Source organism: Vibrio satsumensis (assembly GCF_050337435.1).
Taxonomy (GTDB): Bacteria; Pseudomonadota; Gammaproteobacteria; order Enterobacterales; family Vibrionaceae; genus Vibrio; species Vibrio satsumensis.
On sequence record NZ_JAKJSX010000009.1, the window covers coordinates 47,247 to 66,275 of the forward strand.

Here is a 19,029-nt window from a genome sequence, read left to right on the forward strand (position 1 = left end):
GAGCAATTCGTCTTTAATATGTGAACAGTGACATTTTACTTGGTTCCATGATTGTTCAAACAAAATACTTAACATCTCTATTTTTGTGACTCACGCACAAGAAAGCGCTTTCTTTGGTGGGGTTGATCACGGTTTATATTCACGAGATCGATTTATACTCTTTCCATACCAACTGAGCGGTTAAAGCCAATAAGGTTAAGAGTGCATAGTGAATGTGGGCTTAGATTTGATCTTCTTTAAATCTGTTCGATTGGTTTTTTTAAGAAAAATAAAGAAAGCGCTTTCTTTGTGAAAGTATAATTTGGAACATGGAGTTATTATGAAACTTTCTAAGCTTACCCTTGCTTGTTTAGTCGCTACAGCTGGCTTGTCTACTGCACCTGCTGTACATGCCGAAAAATCGGATGGATTTGAATTTCACGGTTATTTCCGTGCTGGTGTTCTATTCAGTGAAAATGATGATTTTAAACGAGCAAAGTTCCCAGCATCTAAAGAGCGTTTAGGTCGATTGGGTGTTGAGTCGGATAGCCACTTTGAAGTTGCACTGCAGAAAAATTTTGAGAATGACGGTGGTCAGAAAATTCGAATCAAAACACGAGCAGCAGCCAACAATGCGGAATATGCAACCAACCAACTTGGTGCCAATGCCGATGCAACCAACAGCGAAATTGGTATGGCAGAAACTTTTGTCGAGTTTGAAGGTGTATCTGAAACCGGTGTTGTATGGGGTGGTAAGCGCTTTTATGGTAAAGATAATTACATCTTTATGACCGACTTTTTCTACACGGATATGTCAGGTACTGGTGTTGGTATTGAAGGTGTTGAGCTAGGTGGTAATAAGTGGGACTTTGCTTATATTGCAAGCGATGACTCTGGCGATACAAGTTTCTGGGGTGACAGCAACAACATCATGCATGCACTTCATGCTGGCGTGAACTTTGGTAGTGTTGAGCTTCACGCTATGGCTAAGTATATGCCAGACAATATGGTCGATTTAGGTTTTGGTAATGGCCCAGAAGCATTCGCTGAGAATGGCTATGAAATGACGGCAATTGTTCACACTGAGTCTGTCTTTGGGTTGTCAGATAAAGGTTTTACAAAATACATCGCGCAGGCTGGTAAAGGCTTAGGTTCAGGTAACCTTTTAGGCGGTACTCTTACGACTTACAACACGTACAAGCCTGGTAGCGACTATCAAAGTTGGTTAACGACAGGCACGGGCTGTGGTACGTCTTGTTTGAAGGCTGTTGATGAAAACGATGTATCGCTACGTGCTTTAGCATGGGGTGGGTACTTTTTTGAAAATGGTGTGAATATTTTCCACTCTCTTCAAACCCAGTACAACGATTTTGACAATGGTGACACAGACGGCTGGGTATCAGCAATGGTGCGACCAACGTTCCCAATTTCAGAAAACTTCTTTATCGCTACCGAAGCTGGTTACATGTACAACTACGAAGACCGTAATGGTGAGTCAAAGAATTCTTATGATTACAAGCTAACAGTAGCACCGACTCTAGTTGTGCACTCTGGCTTCGGTCCATCTCCAGAAATTCGCTTCATGGCATCTTACCTTGATGGTGAAATGCAAGATGGTACGGGTAAAGAGGGCGACTTTGTTGTAGGTATTCAAGCTGACATGTGGTGGTAGAATTTTTTACCTTCGGGTCTTAAGTGATATCGAGCATACCGGGGGAGTGGTATGACGGCCTTGCCTTTAGGGCGGGCAAGGTTCTCGATATCCTATTTATTGCAATAGTTGAGCTCTTTCCTAGCAGCACAAAGAGTTTCATTTTTATTACTATGAGTCTTCCATATTTGAGTTTCGTTTCAAATGTGTTCTTGCCAAAGATACTCATCGACCGCTTCGAAAGGAGCGGTTTTTTTATGTGTGACATATCTAATCTTTTAAGACTTAAGACTTAAGACTTAAGACTTAAGGCTTAAGGTTTAAGGGGGAAAGGGTTATGAGTTATGGGAAGAATGTTGCTTTCTAAATTCGCGAGGGCTGCATCCATTTTGGGCCTTAAAACATTTGGAGAAATAGTTGCTGTCAGAAAAGCCGCAAGACTCAGCAATGTGTTGGATGCTTTTGTTGTCGTTTAATAATAAGGATGCCGAGTGTCGAATTTGAAGGTCTTTGACGTATTGGTTTGGGGATGTATTTAAAAACTGCCTGAATAACCTTTCTAGTTGCCGCTTGCTGATATAGGCCGCTTGCGCAATGGTTTCTGTATCTAATCCTACTTCTTTGTATTGACGGTCAATATGTGCGAGAGCACGGCTCAATGCCAGGGTTGTTTTTGGTAAGCTATGGGTCTGTTCTTGATATCGCCGAGCAAGTTCTATCGCAAGTTGCTGCATTGTGCTCGTCAATATGATTTCAAACCCCTGTTCTGCGTTGTCGTATTCCGATTTGATTTGTTGTAGAAGTCCATTGATTCGTTTCAACTGAGAAAGTGATAACGTAAGCTTTGCTTGATATTCAGATGCTTGTCGAGCAATTGGTTCTACCTTGAAAAGCGCTTGATAACCTGGCATTTGACGCATTGAAGGGACCTCAAAAAAAGGCAATGCCGTATCAAACATCAAGTTTACAATCTTCAGTTTATTTACTTCACAAAATCCATGTTCAATATCCCCATTAATAACAAATACATCTCCTGTACTTAAAGGGTAAGTGTGGCTAGCTACCGTATGCTTTCCACTACCACTCACAACTAAGAAAAGTTCAGAAAAGTCATGGCTATGTACGTCAAAGTCGAAATCGTGATGACCATCGACATAGGCAAATTTTATCTGAGGATATCTCTGATGACTTTGGAGTCTAAACTTGGTTTTCATGTCGCTATTTTACCTATTTCTGTCGCTTATTTGGTAGTTACACGCCGTGGTTAAGATTACTATTTTTTGAACAAAGACAATATTAACTTTTAGAGCGAGAGGTCAAATTTTTGCTCTAAGTAAAAAAATAGTAGGACTTTAAATGAATACTGTGGAAATTCTCGAAGCACAGAAGCAGCTTGCACCCATAAGTCGACAAGCGGCTACTGAGGGCATTGTGCTACTAAAAAATAGTGATTCAATATTGCCATTGCAGGCTAGTGATACGGTGTCTCTTTTTGGTCGCTGTCAGATTGATACCTACCGAAGTGGCACTGGATCTGGTGGAGCTGTGAATGTCCCTTATTCCGTTAATGCATTACAGGGCTTGTATGAGAATCCAAACATCAATCTTAATCTCAGTTTGGTGGAGGTATACAAACGTTGGGTCAAGGACAACCCGTTCAATGACGGAGGAGGTGGTTGGGCAGCAGAACCTTGGTTTCAAGATGAAATGCCTCTTTCAAATTCAGTTGTGATGGATGCCGTTGCCAAATCTAACAAAGCCGTTATTTTTATCGGTCGAACGGCGGGTGAAGATCAAGATAATGCACAGCAGCAAGGCAGTTACAATTTAACCGCGCTAGAAATACAAATGTTGGAGAAAGTGACAGAATATTTTGATGATGTCATTGTGATACTGAACGTGACCAACATAATCGATATGTCATGGACAAGTTCACTTAAAGGTGCTGCTGCGATTAAGGCTGTTCTGTATAGTTGGGCCGCAGGTATGGAAGGTGGGCATGCTTTAGCTGATGTTTTATCAGGTGATGTTAGCCCGAGTGGACGTTTGACCGACACTATTGCGCACTCTTTATCTGATTATCCTTCCAGCGCTAGCTTCGGAAATAAAGAGCGTAATCTGTACCAAGAAGATATCTATGTCGGGTATCGGTATTTTGAAACTTTCAATCCTAAAGCTGTTCAATTTGAGTTTGGTTTTGGGCTGTCCTACACCCGCTTTTCCAATCAATTAAATGCGCTAACGATTCTTGGTTCTGGCTCTGAACAAGAGTTGGTATTTGACATTGAAGTTAAAAACATAGGTGAGAAATACAGTGGCAAGGATGTTGTTCAATTGTATGTTGAAGCGCCTCAAGGTCATCTTGGTAAGCCAACACGAGCACTGATCGGGTTTGTGAAAACACCGACCTTGGACCCGCAAGAAACGGTGTGTTTGACAATTTCATGTCCTCTATCTTCCTTCGCATCATTTGATGACTGCGGTAAAACGGGACACCCAAATAGTTACGTACTTGAAGCTGGAGAATATCACTTTTATCTAGGAGGAAGTGTTCGCCAAGCAAAGCTTGTTAGTGAGAGCGTTAAAATAGAAGAGCTGTTGGTTGTTGAGCAATTAACGGAAGCACTTGCTCCTGTCACCGGATTTAAGAGATTGATCCCCAAAGGCAACGTGGAAAATGGTGTTTACAGTTACGATTACGAATCTGTGCCGCTACGAACTATAGATTTGAGTAAACGTATTCTGAGTGAGCTTCCAAGTTCTATTCCTCTTAGTGAAGATACGGGCATTCGTTTACTGGATGTTAAGCAGGGGCGAGCGGACATTGACGAATTTATCTCGCAAATGACCGTAAAGCAGTTAGCGACAATTGTTCGTGGTGAAGGTATGTGCAGTCCTAAGGTGACGCCTGGTACTGCTGCTGCTTTTGGTGGTGTTTCGCCGAGCTTGTTTGATTTAGGCATCCCTGTCGTTGCTGCTGCAGATGGTCCGTCTGGTATCCGAATGGACAGCGGACATAAAGCATCTCAAGTCCCAATTGGTACATTATTAGGCTGTACATGGAACCCGGAGCTGAATGAGAAACTATTTCATTTAGTGGGGAAAGAGATGCAAGCCAATCATATTGATACGTTGCTTGGTCCTGGGATTAACATCCATCGCCACCCTTTGAATGGTCGAAATTTTGAGTATTTCTCAGAAGATCCATTTCTCTCAGGGGTAATAGCTGCATCTCAAACTCTTGGTCTTAAAGCTGCAGGAGTGTCTGGCACAATCAAGCATTTGGTGGCGAATGATCAAGAAACGTCACGGTTTGATGTTGATAGTGTTGTATCACAGAGAGCGCTTCGTGAGATTCATCTGAAGCCTTTTGAAATAGCGGTAAAACAAGGAGGAGCTTCGAGTGTTATGACCTCCTACAATCCTATTAATGGTCACTGGGCTGCATCCAATTACGACCTCAATACTACGATTCTTCGTGGGGAGTGGGGTTATAAAGGGATAGTGATGACGGATTGGTGGGCAAAAATGAATGACCCAATCAAAGGTGGTTCTGAAAGTCGAAGTTACACATCCTTTATGCTTCGCTCTCAAAATGATCTGTATATGGTTGTTGAGCATGATGGTGCGGAAAATAACGTGTCGAATGACGATACGTTACAGGCGCTTGAAAACGGAACGTTGAGCTTAGGGGAGTTGCAACGAAGCGCGATGAATATTTGTCGTTTTATTATGGACTCTCCAGCAATGGGGCGCCCATTAGTCGCTTTTGATCCAGTTAAGAGCTTTGAGGCGACCCAAAATCTTAATAAACAACAGAGTAAAGCTGATGGAGACTTTTGCTCTCTGACGGCAGAGCAACGTGCAATAGTATTACCACTTAATATCAGAGAAAACCGTAGCATTGTTTTGGAAGTTAAACAGGCTGGTGTGTATCGATGTGCAGGTATTGTTAATTACGATAGCGGCACTTTGGCTCAATCTGCGTGTAGTTTGAGTTTCAATAACGTGTACGCGATGTCTCTATCAGTGAATGGTACTAATGGCGAGACAGTTTCAGTTGAGGGGCTCTCCGTTAAGCTTGATAAAGGCTTTTATTCTTTGGATATTGAATTTATCAAATTAGGCTTAGAATTGGAGCAATTAGAATTTTCGTTTATACCTGAATAGGGCTGAGGGATAACAGTCGTTTATTTAACTCTCGTTGCTCAAAAAGAGGTAAAGTGAGAGAAAATAAACGACTACTTTGAGGCTGAGTTATTGTGCTTTTTGATATTGCTTCATCGCGTCAACAAAGGAGTTTCGCATCCCTTCGATTCCTAATCGCTCAGATTCTTCAACGTAAGTCAGTGCTGCACTAAAATCTCCAGATGAAACCGAGTTTTCTATAAGAGTTTGATAAACCTCTTTCTTATTCAGTGTATTTTCCGTTAATAAATCTGATTGGGCTACGGTTGATTCTGGAATAATTTGTTGAACTCGATTTTGACGGTTTTGTTCTTCAACAACGGTGGTTACCGCTGTGAATTTAAAATCAAAGGAGACTTTCCCGATTGCAGCGTGGGGGATGGCGTAGTCCGTGTTATGAGCGATGTTTGCCTGGATATCGCCAGAGCGTATCGCCATATCACTTGGTTTTTCGACAGGAGTTGTTTCCGCGAGTGCTTCGCTGGTTGTGAATACGACCAAGTAAGCAGGAGCCTCGCCGTTTAAGTAACGTTCTTGCAGTTCTATTTGTGCGCCATATTGTGCACCATCAAGCAGGCTAAGTGGCTGGTATGTGATGCTTTCTTTACCAATAACATCTAGCGGCTGGTAATTTTTGTCTAAGACCAAAAGTGACGGAACGAATGCTGAATAATTAGCATTTGAAGTCACTGAAAAACGAATAGCATCTAGTGTTGTAGGAAGCTTTAGCCCTCCAGCAAAGGATCGGCCAGATTTGAACTCGATTTTAGGGCTTGCTGTGGTGATCGAAACAGATATTTCTTCTGGGTTCGTAATGCTTTGATATTGAATGGTACTCAGATTTTCGCAGCAGTTTTCGTTATTTTTTAGTGACTCTAGCCCCGGAGAAGTTTTGTGGTAGCTAACCGGTGACTCTGTCACTGTTGAACAGGCGCTGAGTGCGAATACCGCTGGTAGTATTGCTAAATATTTCATAATTTCTCACAGTTAAAAAAGCATATCTGATTCAGAGTGCCTAATTGATAATAGAGATACATTACAAGAAAGCGCTTTCTTTTTGAGTGACGAACGCCAAATTTAAAGAAATAGTCGCTAATAATTAGTACGAATTAGGTAACAGGCTTCAGTTGAGCTGTTACTTAGATTGAAAGTTAACGAGATACCGAACTTAACAACTGAGTAAAGCGTTCCCACGATTTTTGGTCAGCTTCTTGTTGATAGTTGTTTGAGTCGAATACAGTAAAGGCATGCGGCGCACCACTGTAGGTGATCATTTCATGCGGAACTTTGGCCGTTTCAAGTTCAGCTGCGAGGTTGCCAAAATCTTGCATTGAGATCATAGCGTCTGCCGTTCCATGGAACACGACAACAGGTGCTTTGGTTTGTGAGTAGTCTTGTCCTTTTGGTGTCGATAGACCACCGTGGAAGGTGACATAAGCTTTGGATGGAATTCCTGCTCTCGCGGCTTCCAATACGGCAGCCCCACCAAAACAGTAACCCATCATCACATTGTTATCTAAGTTACCGCCAAGCCTTTGTGCTTCCAAGGCTCCTGCATTGAGGAGCGCGCGCATTTTTTCTCTGTCTCTATACAGCTCGCCTGTGTGTTGTTTTTTGTCTTTCACTTCGGTTGGGCGGATGCCTTTACCAAACAGGTCGATGGCGAATACGTTGTAACCGAGTTCATTAAGCATCTCAGAGCGCTTCTTCTCGTAGTCGGTTAAACCATCCCAATCGTGTATTAAAAGTACTAAGGGCGCTTGATCGCTGGCTTCACTCCAATAACCTTCATATTCCATGCCATCAACCTGGTAGATGACGTTTTCTCCAGACAGTGCTGAAAAGGGAAGTAAAACCGAAAACAGACCTAGCGTAGTGAGTGTTCGCATACGTTATTCCTTTCGATGACAATGACGTTCCAATCGAAAGTATAGATAACACGACGATTCTCGCCAGATTGCTAGGTTGGCTTTGATAGATGAAGTAATGAAAGGGTCGCTAGGCTAATTTGAGCATAAACAACCACAGTGGCAGAGCATTATGGTTGTTCGGGGGGGCAAGGTTAGGGCATCAGAGAAATTACCAAGTTGTACTGGTGTTATCACTGTTGGAATTGCTGGTTTTGATATCGGGATACTTACGCTGATAGCGTGGCAACATGGATTCATTACCTAAGATGCCACCTTGATGGATATAGATAATGGTTTGGGTCGGGTTATCTGCTTGCCATTGTTCTAAGCATTGCCACATTAATGGGTCGTAAAGCAGGTCAAACTCGATGTCGGTTTGCTCTTGTAGATCCAACCAAGTTTGATAATCCTGTTGATACAATTTTCCAAAGTGGTGCTTGGTTTTGAGCGGTAAGATCTGCGGGTGATCGGTTTCACCAAGTTCATTGAATTGCTGTGTTAGGTAATCATCGCCGCCGACACAAGCGCAGGTTAGGACTGGGATGTTGTGCAACTTTAAGTGCTTATGAAGATACAGTGCTGTGCTACCTGTACCAGCGGGCAGTGCAACCACAAAATCGTGCTTGTTTTCGAAGCGAGTCCAACTCAGTATCTCCATCGCCAGTTGCTTAACACCATACTCAGCAAGCTGAGAGCGGCCACCTTCTGGCAAAACAATACAGTGGGCGCCTGGTTGTCTTACTTGCTCAATGTACTTTTGTGGATGAAGTTCAGAGCCTAGCTCTTTAACGGAAATAACCTTAGCCCCAAGATCAATAGCGCCACGGTAGTTGCCTATTGGGCGTTCTTGTAGCCACTGGGGAAGGTGGTCGACGTAAAACTCAAGCGTCCAACCTTTGATCTTTGCCAGTGCCGCGAGTGAGAACAGAGAATTAGCCTGCGCAGAGCCATAGCTGATCAAGGTTGTTATTTCAGGATGTTCGTCTTCCAATAGCTTCATGAATTTACGCGCTTTGTTGCCGCAGAAATGGGAATGAAGCTGATCGTCACGCTTTAAGAAAAAGGTGCGCTCATTGTATTGATGCTGAGTTACAGGGCTATTATTTAGTTTCATCGCACTTAGATAAAATGCTGACTAAAGAGCCAGCATTTTTATATCAAATAGGATTAGTAAGTATCTAGTAGCGAGCGAGTGCTGTAAACCAACTAAATCAAGTTTTCATTGGATATTGAGCTCTGCGTTACGAGTTTGTTCGCTCGATAATTGGTGAGGTTGAATCGGTTTGCAAGCTGATTTTTGCAGTGCACCCACCAGAACTACGGTTGACTAATTCAAAGCCCCAATGGAAGCGTTGGCACAAGTCATCGACAATCAATAAACCTAATCCATGACCATTCGGGTTATATTGCTCCTGAAGGCCTTCGCCTTGGTCTTCTATTACGATACTTTCTTGGGACAGGTTAATAGTGACAGTACCACTATTAGTCGCTGCAATGGCGTTCCTCAACAAGTTGCCGATCAACATATTCATTATTGCGCTGGTGGCTTGAATAGTTGGTTCTGATTGAACGTGTAAGGATATCTCGATTTCCTTTTCATCCGCTTGTAATGAGTTCTTGGAAATGATGGCTTCTAGCTCTTGCTGGCTAAACAAGCGCAGAGGTGCGTCGTCACTGTCTCTCTCATAACGGACTAAACCGAGCAGGGCGTCGACCATCTCTGACATCTGAACAATAGCATCATCAATACGTTCAACCTGGCGAGATTGAAATTCCGTGGTTTCGCTTCTTAAAAGTAATTTATTCGCACCACGAGCGACCGTTAGTGGGGTTCTTAACTCATGGCTTGAATAGCGAGCAAATGCTTGTTCGCGCTTGAGCAAGGAGTTGATCTCTCTACGGTATTGATTGAGTTGGTCTGTTAACTGACGAAACTCAACTGCCGCATCATCGCTTACACCAAACTCTTCATTGAGGTTGAGCTTATTCGACTCAAGCTGTTCAGAAAGAGAGTTGAAGGGCTCGATCAGCCTCTTAGACAGGCGATAGAGCAACGCACCAAAGCCAAAAATCAAGATAGAAAGCAGTGTGAGTACAAAGGTGGTTGCGTACATGAGTTCAGAAACATCAAACTCAACAAGGTCTATCTCGGAAAGCAGGATAATTGGAAAGGTTTCTCCTTCGTCAGTGTATTCTCCCACATACACCATACGAGATTCTGGCTCTTCGCCGACTTCACCAATGAAGCTCTCTTTATCTTTAATAAACTTGTAATATTTGGCAGGAATGAATGAAGGATCGTTATAGGCGATTGTCAGATCATCTATCCTTAACTCACCACTTTCTCCTGCTTGAAATAACCTTACCGCATAATTTCGGTCAATCAGGATGCGTCTTTCACCGACCCGATCTTCTGACATGTAAAGCGCGGCAACAAAAACGACATAGACGAATGCAGATACGATCACGGCCATTAACCCAAAGAAAAGCGCTAAGCGGCCAGTTAAGGTTTTGGTGCTTGTGAGAACATTTAAGATCAATTCGATGGCTCCAAACGGAATCCAACTTTAGGTACGGTAATCAACATTGGGGTGTCAAAAGGTTTGTCGAGTTGATTACGCAGTTGATAGATGTGGCTACGTAACACATCGTTGTTGGGCTCGTCTTCTTCCCATAGCTTGTATGAGATATCTTCGCGAGTGACCACTTCAGGTGCGTTTTGGCACAGCATCTCAAGTATGGTGTAAGTGGTTGGGTTCAGTGCAAGTAATTTGTCTTGGCGGTACGCTTTGCGTGTCTTTTGAACGATGGTGAGTTCATCGAACTGAAGTTTAGAAGAGGCGACTTTTCCGCGGTAACGACGAACCAACGCGTTCATTCTCGCTTCTAGAATATCCAAGTCAAAAGGCTTGGTGAGGTAGTCATCTGCACCGTGGTCAAAGCCTTTTAACATGTCTTCGCGGCTATCCAGTGCAGTGAGCATCAAAATGGGTGTTGCGTTGCCTTGGTCTCGCAGTTTATTACAAACGGTTAGGCCGTCCATTCTCGGCAGCATTAGATCTAATATGATGATATCAAATGAGTTTTCCATTGCGAGTTGCAGGCCCAGTTCGCCGTTGTCCGCATAATCGAGTTCCATACCAATACACTCAAAGTAATCAAACAAGACACCTGCAATTTCACGGTTATCTTCGACTAATAGAACTCGTTTCATTTTGATTCTCATACAGAAATAGACAGTAACATTATCCTGAGTGAGCGTGAAAAATATGTCAATAACATAACTTTCACTTATGGGAGGGTAGATTGACTCCAGATTAGAAAATAGAAGATTGTATTATGTCTGAACTTCATATTAGCCGCCCTAAGATATCTACTTCGCAGATTAACCCTGCGGTATCTCTGTCTATCATTGTGCCTTTTTACGATGAACAAGAGGTGTTGGAAGAGTTCCACTCTCGCCTAACTAAAGTTCTCGATAGCTTACCCATCACCAGCGAGATCGTTTATGTCGATGATGGTAGCAAAGACAACAGCTTGGACTTAGTGAGCTCATTCACTTCAATCAATAGCTCAATCTCTGTGATTGGTTTAAGTCGAAATTTTGGTAAAGAGTCAGCCATGAGTGCTGGCCTTGAGCATTGCCGCGGACAAGCGGTGATCCTGTTAGATGCAGACCTGCAAGATCCGCCGGAGCTTATTCCACAAATGGTTGCCAAATGGCGAGAAGGTTATGACGTCGTCAACATGCAGCGCAGCCAACGTGACGGTGAAACGTGGTTCAAGAAGTTTTCAGCGGCAAGCTTTTACAAAGTCATGAACGTGGCAGCAAAGATCGATGTTCCTGAAAATGTGGGCGACTTCAGACTGTTGAGTCGTGAAGTCGTCGATCATATCAACCAGCTTCCTGAACGTAATCGTTACATGAAAGGCATTTTCTCATGGCCGGGGTTCAGACAAGCGACGATTCAGTTTAAGCGTGACGCTCGCTTTTGTGGCGAGACTAAGTGGAACTACTTGAAGCTGATTGGCTTGGCGATGGATGGCATCACCTCGTTCTCAATTCGCCCACTGCGCATTGCGACAGCAGTTGGTGGCCTCGTTGCCTTAACGGCTTTTGTGTATGGGATGGTCATTGTGTTCAAAACCATGATGTTTGGTGAGCCTATCACGGGCTACCCATCCATGATGGTTGTACAACTTGCCCTCGGCGGCATTCAACTTCTGAGTATTGGTTTAATGGGGGAATACATAGGTCGTATTTTTATCGAAACCAAGAATCGCCCTTTGTATCTGATCCAGTCTGTGGTTGATACACCCGCGTTAAAAACACATTTTAAATTAGAGGAGTCAGCATGAGCCTGAACAGAACGCACCTATGGTATTTGTTGGCTTTTGCATTGGTTTTAAGGCTTTTATCTTTGGCAACCTACCCATTAATGGACACCACCGAAGCACGCTACGGTGAAATGGCTCGTCTAATGGTGGAAACGGGTAATTGGCTAACGCCGCAGTTTGATTATGGCATTCCTTTCTGGGGTAAGCCGCCGCTGTTTACATGGATGAGTGCTGCCGGTATTGAGTTGTTCGGCCTAAGTGAATTTGCCGTTCGAGCTCCTCATTGGTTAGCGGGTGTAGTAACAATTTTGCTGACGGCTTACATGGCGAAGCGAACAGGACAAAGCGCTTTAGTTGCAGCCGTTGTATTGGCGACATGTGGTATTTTTTCTATCGCTGCGGGTGCTGTGATGACAGACATTGCGTTAACCTTAGCGATGACTATTGCCATGCTAGGCTTCTACCTGTGTTGGAAGGGGGAAGGGAGTGCGAAGACTAATAGATACTGGGGTTACGTTGGCTTTATTGGTTTGGCATTAGGCTTACTTGCAAAAGGGCCGGTAGCGATTGTCATCATGGGTATCGCAGTATTCCCTTGGTTGGTCTTACAACACGGTTTCTTTGGCGCTTTTAAAGCGCTTTGGCAACGTTTCCCATTGTTGTCTGGTTTAGGTGTGATGTTAGCGATCGCTTTGCCTTGGTACATCATGGCAGAGATGGCGACACCGGGTTTCATTGATTACTTTATTGTTGGCGAACATTTTAAGCGTTTTGTTGTGAGTGGCTGGGAGGGGGATCTTTATGGATCTGCTCATGATGAAACACGAGGCATGATCTGGGTATTCTGGATTCAAGCCGCTGCGCCTTGGTCGATTGTATTACCGATATTGGCATTTGCTCGACGCAAGAGAATTGCAGAAATTAACGTTGAGAATAGCGGACTGTTTTCATTCCTTGTGTGTTGGTTGATTTCACCTTTGATTCTTTTCACTATGGCGGGCAATATTCTTCCTGCTTACGTGTTACCAGGTATTCCTGCTCTTGGTTTGTTGGTTGCTATACTCGTAGTGGAAAAAGATAAGAAGTGGTTCTCCAGCGTGGCCTTAGTTCTGCCAGTGTTGCTGATGATTGCGATGGTTTACCTAAACCTAGGTAAGGCGAACGAGAAGAGTGACCGTATCATCTTTGAACAGATTACGGATTCTGCGCCAAGCTTCTATGTGGGTAAGCGACCATTCTCAGGCCAATTTTATAGCCATGGGCAAGCAAAGAAACTGCTCGATATCGAGCAACTAGATGGCATCGACAAGTTCTACTTGATTGGTAAAAGAGCAGAAGTAGAAACCAAGATTAAAGACAACGCGTTAACTTGTATTTTGGAACCAACGGTGAAAATAAAGCGTGCTTTGTTTAGCTGTCATAGCCAAAACATCAAACCAAATTTGTCGTTGAGCCACATTCGAAGTGAAAGTGATGTTCAGCGTTAACTCAGGACTGCAAATGCTCAACAACAAGCTTCAGGCACACAGTCAAAAGCTCCAATCCCATCACAAGATGGTTCGATTTGCTGTGGTTGGTGCTGGTGGGTTTGTTGTTGATTGTGCGGTATTCGCCTTGCTGCATTACATTGTAGGTTTGCCTTTAATGACGGCGAGAATAGGCTCGTTCATTGCTGCTGCAACGACAACGTGGTTTGGTAATCGCGTGCTGACTTTTGGGTTCAAGGGGAAGGGGAGTTGGTCTGATAAACTGATTCAGTGGCAAAAATTCATGTTCTCCGCATCGATATCAGCGGTACCTAATCTACTGTGCTTTAAGTTGATGGCAGAACTACTGCCAGTGTTTACTGGCGCTGTGTTTATCGCAATGGCAGTTGGTATCTTGGTCGGTATGGTGACTAACTACCTGTTTAGTCAATATTGGGTCTTCACTCGTTAGATTCTTTGTAATCACATAGCCAAGTGACAACTGGTACAAACACAAAAAAGCGCAGCTAAATAGCTGCGCTTTGTATTTCATTACTATTAAGTTATTGGCTCACAATATTAGCGTTGTGTCGCGCGTTGGCGATTCTTTCCGTTGCCAGCAGGTTTGCCACCTTGACCATTGCCGGCTTTGTTGCGGTTTCCGCCGCCATTGCCTTGTGATTGACCACTAGGACCTTTCTTAATAAAGCCAGTTGCAGGTTTACGAGCGTTGCCATTACCGCCGCCGTTTTGCTTACCGTTACCTTGGTTAGCATTGCCTTGGCTACCGTTTCCGTTACCATTCGGCTTCTTACCACCAGGCTTATTGCCACCAGATTTGGAATGGTTGCGTGGCTTCTCGCCGCCTAATCCCGGTTGAGATTTACTGTGCTTAGTAGCAAAACGCTGTGATCCGTGACGACCAGACTTACGACGTTGTGCTGGTGTTTGTGCATCAAAATCTTCTGCTGGTACTAGGCAGTTTGCTTTATCACCGATCAAGTGCTGTTTACCCATGCTGATCAGAGCTTCACGGATGATCTTCCAGTTTTCTGGATCGTGGTAACGAAGCAGTGCTTTATGCAGACGACGTTGACGGTCACCTTTCGGTACAGGAACATCTTCACGCTTCTTATATTTCACACGCTTCAGAGGGTTCGTCTCTGAGTAGTACATCGACGTTGCATTACACATTGGTGATGGGTAAAAGTTCTGTACTTGGTCACACTCGTAGTTGTGCTTTTTCAGCCACAACGCAAGGTTAAGCATGTCTTCATCTTCTGTGCCCGGGTGAGCCGAGATGAAGTAAGGAATTAGATACTGTTTCTTACCGGCTTCAGCGCTGTACTTCTCGAACATCTCTTTGAAGCGGTCGTAAGTGCCCATGCCCGGTTTCATCATCAGATCCAGAGGGCCTTTTTCAGTATGCTCTGGAGCAATCTTCAAGTAGCCACCTACGTGGTGAGTCACAAGCTCACGTACGTATTCTGGAGATTCAATCGCTAAGTCGTAACGAACACCAGAAGCGATCATGATCTTCTTAACGCCCGGTACTTTTCTTGCTGAGCGGTATAGGTCAATCGTGTGTTGGTGGTCTGTGTTTAGCTTCTCACAGATCTTAGGGAACACACATGATGGGCGACGACAGTTAATTTCTGCTTTCGGATCTGAACAACCCAAACGGTACATGTTCGCCGTTGGACCACCCAAGTCAGAAATAGTACCGGTAAAGCCAGGTACTTTATCTTTAATGTCTTCGATTTCATCCAAGATCGATTCTTTCGAACGGTTCTGAATGATACGACCTTCGTGCTCTGTGATTGAACAGAAAGAACAACCACCAAAACAACCACGCATGATGTTCACCGAGGTTTTGATCATGTCGTAAGCAGGAATCTTCGCTTTGCCGTACATAGGGTGAGGTACACGCTTGTAAGCAAGGCCAAACACGTAATCCATCTCTTCAGTCGTCAATGGAATTGGTGCTTGGTTAACCCAAAGTTCACGGTCACCATGACGTTGAATCAAAGCACGACCTGAATACGGGTTTGTCTCTAGGTGCAAGATACGGCTAGCGTGAGCGTAAAGAATACGGTCGTTGTTTAGCTTTTCGTATGCAGGGATACGAACGGCTGTTGTTTTTGCATCGTGACGAGAAGGGCGAATCGTAATCGGCTGCGCTTTTACTTCTTCTTTCTCATCTTTCTTAGTATCACATTGCGTTTCCACTTCGTACGGGTTCACCGGTACGTAAGCTTTGTTCGGCTTTTCGATACGAGAAGAGTCGATGATTTTGAAGCCTTCAGGCGCTGCAGCAAGATTGATTGCTGTACCACGAATGTCTGTTAGCGTTGACATGTCTTCGCCATCAGCGATGCGGTGTGCCACTTCAACCAGTGCGCGCTCGGCGTTACCAAAAAGAAGGATGTCTGCTTTTGCATCAAACAATACAGAGCGACGAACTTTATCCGACCAGTAGTCGTAGTGCGCAACACGTCGCAAGCTCGCTTCAATACCACCAAGAACGATTGGCGTGCCTTTGTAGGCTTCACGACAACGCTGAGAGTAAACCAGAGTTGCACGGTCAGGACGCTTACCACCTTCGTTATTTGGCGTGTAAGCATCATCGTGACGTAATTTGCGATCAGAGGTGTAGCGGTTGATCATGGAGTCCATGTTACCCGCTGTAATGCCGAAGAATAGGTTAGGTTTACCTAGCTTCATAAAGGCATCTTTATTGTCCCACTTTGGTTGAGCAATAATGCCCACGCGGAAACCTTGAGCTTCAAGGAGACGGCCGATGATAGCCATACCAAAGCTCGGGTGATCGACATACGCATCACCAGTTACAATAATAATGTCACAGCTATCCCATCCAAGAGCATCCATCTCCTTTCTACTGGTAGGCAAAAAGGGTGCAGTTCCGTAGCACTCGGCCCAGTATTTTTTGTGTTCGTGAATAGGAGTGATATCGCTGTACATATTTCAACCTCTGATTTTTGAGGCGGGAATTATAGCGGCATGAGACTAGACTAGCCAGTAGAACATGCCCCTGTTAGTTCTGGTGTCTTTCGTCTTTTTACGGTAAATGGCGACAAAAGAGCCATAAAACAGCATAGTTGAAGCCTTGAATAACGTCGCTAATTTATGATTTTGATTAGTGTTCGCAGCAGTTTTTGATATTATTCGCGAAAATAAGTCTGAAGAAGTAGATCCACAATGGTCGAAACGTTATTAGTACAATTTGCTCCGATGCTTTTAGGAGCCCAACTGATCTTAACCCTCATCCTGGTAAAAGGGGATATTTGCCCAGGACAACGTGGTCGTATCCACAAGGTGTTGCCTGCGATTGGCGTGCTTTGGCTTGCCGTTGCTTCGGTTAAAATTGAAGCATTCCTTGTCGTATTCGCAATCTTTTATTTCTACTCACAAGTTCAAACTAAGAAGACTCGTGATTCTGGCCCTATCTGGGTGATGTATCTTGCTTGCGGTTTAGCGCTGTCATACGTTGCAATTCAAGCGACTGAACAAGTAACCACAGTCGGCATCATTACGACTCTGCTGTTGGTGGTATTACTAGGTGCGGCGTTTGCTCATCTATTGCTGACTATCGCAAGAACGCGCTTGCAAGCGTTTCACCGTGTTTTGCCAGTTGTAGGTGTATTAACAGGGATGCTGGTAGTACTTGCGACGGTTGTGAACGTTTACTCACTTTCTGAAGCTCAGTTAGAACCTGTTATCTCAGCATTGTTGTTTAGCTTCGCACTACTTATCTCTTCAATCGTGGTGTGGTGTTGGCACCTACTGTTTGTTAAAACGCCAGAGAAGGTCCAACTTACGGTGTCACTACTGATGTTGTTAGCCGCTGTCGTTGGCCTAACACCAATTTGGGCGCTGTAAGCATTTCTGTGAGTTAAGAAGTGTGATCTGTTTTTTAGCGTGGGGCGATTAAGCGTTCTAAACTTATTTCTAGTCAGAGTGTTCGTAAGGAGTACGAGATGGATTTAAGTAACGTCAAAAGCCTAGATAGTATTATCTTGCTGGGAATAGTGAATGAAAAACTGCGCTTAGAGTGCGACAGTTTTGAAGAACTGATTAGCATGTATGAAATGGATATAGAAAGTGTCGTAGGTAAGCTAGACATGCTCGGCTATCAATACGATCCACTGACGAACCAATTTAAGTCATACGCAAGATAATCTATGTTTCACGAATGAACAGGTATCGCACAATCAATGCTGCAGAATCTAAAAAGTCACAGGTAATCTGTGACTTTTTTGTTTTTGTACTTCTTGTTGATCTAACAACCTATATGACTAAACGACTTCAATCCCATCAAGGTGACTCTTACTCTGCTGCCTTGCTGTACTAAAGAAAGCTTGCAGGTAACGCTTGTCTTTTTCTGAATTTCTTACCGCTGCAAACAGTCTTCTTGAAAGCCCTTTGCCTAAAGGCTTACTGGCGATTAAGCCTTGTCTTGAAAACTCACTGATCGCCCAATTTGGCAATGCCGCGACACCTAATCCGGCTGATACCATTTGTACCAACATCAATGTGTTGTCTGCCTGCTTCCACTTCTTCGGTTCAATGCCAGCAGGTTGTAAAAAGTGCTTCACAACATCCAAACGCTGCTTTTGAACAGGGTAGGAGAGCATAGTGAGATCGCTAAGATCTTGCGGAACAACGCTTGGCTTATCAGCCAAAGGCGAGTTAATTGCGGTGATCAAACGCATCTCGAAATCAAAGAGTGGTTCATAGTGAACCTCTGAACGCGGCTGAATATCTGAGGTGATCACCAAGTCTAATTCACCAGCCATTAACGCAGGTAGGGGCTCAAAGCCAAAACCGGATGAGAAATCGAGAGTCACGCTTGGCCAAGCAACTTGATACTCCTTCAGAGCAGGCATTAACCATTGGAAACATGAGTGACATTCGATCGCCATGTGCAAACGACCATTCACATCCTCTTTCAGGCTTGCGAGTTCGTTCTCTGCTTTAGCGATTCTTGGCTGTATCTCATCAGCGAGTTTTAGCAAGATCTCACCTTCAGAGGTGAACTTTACTGGCCGAGTTTTACGTAGGAACAACTGCCCACCAATACGCGCCTCTAGGTCCTTCAATTGATGAGAAAGCGCCGACTGAGTCAGGTGAAGAGAGGTCGCTGTTGCGGTGAGTGAACCGCTGTCTCTTAAGGTGGTCAATGTTCGAAGGTGTTTAAGCTCTATCATGAGTATTCCTCATATTCCCTAAGCCAATTCAATATTTCTTAATAATCACCCTACGGGGTTTTTTATCATTTGTAAACGTCTAGATGTCCAGATGGATTTAAGTTCCTCATCCTTGGTTTATTCAAGATGAATATTTTTAATAAACAAGATGAATATTTGGACGTTGTTCATTATTCAGATTGGGTAGATAGTTTAGCCATCCAGACGCCTTTTTGAGTAATCAACATTACGACAGGCAGTTTGAACAGAAACTAATAATTATTGAATAA

Annotated in this window: 15 protein-coding genes; 7 read left to right on the top strand and 8 right to left on the bottom strand. The window is 43.9% G+C overall.

The genetic code is table 11. The features are described 5' to 3' along the window. The first annotated feature begins 319 nt into the window (after nt 1–319). Nucleotides 320–1,651, top strand: a complete 1,332-nt coding sequence (locus L4C44_RS12760) for a carbohydrate porin (protein ID WP_019821079.1) — start codon at nt 320–322, stop codon at nt 1,649–1,651. A gap of 314 nt (nt 1,652–1,965) precedes the next feature. On the opposite strand, the gene L4C44_RS12765 is transcribed toward L4C44_RS12760, so the two are convergent. Beyond that, nucleotides 1,966–2,844 carry a helix-turn-helix domain-containing protein gene (locus tag L4C44_RS12765; protein ID WP_428805170.1) on the bottom strand — a complete coding sequence of 293 codons (879 nt, stop codon included), beginning with the start codon at nt 2,842–2,844 and terminating at the stop codon, nt 1,966–1,968. 142 nt (nt 2,845–2,986) lie between these two features. Between L4C44_RS12765 and L4C44_RS12770 the strand changes: the two genes are divergently transcribed. After that, on the top strand, nt 2,987–5,800 hold the full coding sequence (locus L4C44_RS12770; protein WP_428805171.1) for a glycoside hydrolase family 3 protein: 2,814 nt from the start codon (nt 2,987–2,989) through the stop codon (nt 5,798–5,800). Between the two features lie 87 nt (nt 5,801–5,887). On the opposite strand, the gene L4C44_RS12775 is transcribed toward L4C44_RS12770, so the two are convergent. From L4C44_RS12775 to L4C44_RS12795, 5 genes are all read right to left on the bottom strand, one after another. Next, nucleotides 5,888–6,793 carry a MalM family protein gene (locus L4C44_RS12775; RefSeq protein ID WP_146492159.1) on the bottom strand — a complete coding sequence of 302 codons (906 nt, stop codon included), beginning with the start codon at nt 6,791–6,793 and terminating at the stop codon, nt 5,888–5,890. Between the two features lie 176 nt (nt 6,794–6,969). After that, on the bottom strand, nt 6,970–7,707 hold the full coding sequence (locus L4C44_RS12780; protein ID WP_428805172.1) for a dienelactone hydrolase family protein: 738 nt from the start codon (nt 7,705–7,707) through the stop codon (nt 6,970–6,972). A 190-nt stretch (nt 7,708–7,897) separates the two neighbouring features. Next, nucleotides 7,898–8,842: a 1-aminocyclopropane-1-carboxylate deaminase/D-cysteine desulfhydrase gene (locus L4C44_RS12785; RefSeq protein ID WP_428805173.1), complete on the bottom strand. Its 945-nt coding sequence runs from the start codon at nt 8,840–8,842 to the stop codon at nt 7,898–7,900. A gap of 127 nt (nt 8,843–8,969) precedes the next feature. Further along, complete coding sequence (locus L4C44_RS12790) at nt 8,970–10,268, bottom strand: sensor histidine kinase (protein WP_285953253.1); 1,299 nt, start codon at nt 10,266–10,268, stop codon at nt 8,970–8,972. Next, nucleotides 10,265–10,942, bottom strand: coding sequence for a response regulator transcription factor (locus tag L4C44_RS12795; protein ID WP_428805174.1), 678 nt, complete (start codon nt 10,940–10,942; stop codon nt 10,265–10,267). Before L4C44_RS12795 ends, L4C44_RS12790 begins: the two co-directional genes overlap by 4 nt. Nucleotides 10,943–11,067: 125 nt before the next feature. On the opposite strand from L4C44_RS12795, the gene L4C44_RS12800 reads away from it, so the two are divergent. Genes L4C44_RS12800 through L4C44_RS12810 form a run of 3 tightly spaced genes read left to right on the top strand, consistent with a single transcriptional unit; the run spans nt 11,068 to nt 14,004 of the window. After that, nucleotides 11,068–12,087, top strand: coding sequence for a glycosyltransferase family 2 protein (locus L4C44_RS12800; protein WP_285953255.1), 1,020 nt, complete (start codon nt 11,068–11,070; stop codon nt 12,085–12,087). Continuing rightward, entirely contained in the window at nt 12,084–13,553 is a 1,470-nt protein-coding gene (locus L4C44_RS12805) for an ArnT family glycosyltransferase (RefSeq protein ID WP_285953256.1), read from the top strand. The genes L4C44_RS12800 and L4C44_RS12805 overlap by 4 nt, the downstream gene beginning before the upstream one ends. After that, the gene (locus tag L4C44_RS12810; RefSeq protein WP_146492152.1) at nt 13,540–14,004 is read left to right on the top strand and encodes a GtrA family protein; all 465 of its coding nucleotides are present in this window, start codon (nt 13,540–13,542) and stop codon (nt 14,002–14,004) included. Before L4C44_RS12805 ends, L4C44_RS12810 begins: the two co-directional genes overlap by 14 nt. 107 nt (nt 14,005–14,111) lie before the next feature. Here L4C44_RS12810 and L4C44_RS12815 read toward each other — a convergent pair whose 3' ends face one another. Then, on the bottom strand, nt 14,112–16,514 hold the full coding sequence (locus L4C44_RS12815) for a YgiQ family radical SAM protein (RefSeq protein ID WP_428805175.1): 2,403 nt from the start codon (nt 16,512–16,514) through the stop codon (nt 14,112–14,114). A gap of 237 nt (nt 16,515–16,751) precedes the next feature. On the opposite strand from L4C44_RS12815, the gene L4C44_RS12820 reads away from it, so the two are divergent. Together L4C44_RS12820 and L4C44_RS12825 are read left to right on the top strand one after the other, a co-directional pair. Beyond that, nucleotides 16,752–17,432 carry a hypothetical protein gene (locus L4C44_RS12820; protein ID WP_428805176.1) on the top strand — a complete coding sequence of 227 codons (681 nt, stop codon included), beginning with the start codon at nt 16,752–16,754 and terminating at the stop codon, nt 17,430–17,432. Nucleotides 17,433–17,530: 98 nt separating this feature from the next. Further along, complete coding sequence (locus L4C44_RS12825) at nt 17,531–17,731, top strand: DUF4250 domain-containing protein (protein WP_004741624.1); 201 nt, start codon at nt 17,531–17,533, stop codon at nt 17,729–17,731. A 117-nt stretch (nt 17,732–17,848) separates the two neighbouring features. On the opposite strand, the gene L4C44_RS12830 is transcribed toward L4C44_RS12825, so the two are convergent. Further along, nucleotides 17,849–18,760: a LysR substrate-binding domain-containing protein gene (locus L4C44_RS12830; protein ID WP_428805177.1), complete on the bottom strand. Its 912-nt coding sequence runs from the start codon at nt 18,758–18,760 to the stop codon at nt 17,849–17,851. Between the last annotated feature and the right edge of the window lie 269 nt (nt 18,761–19,029).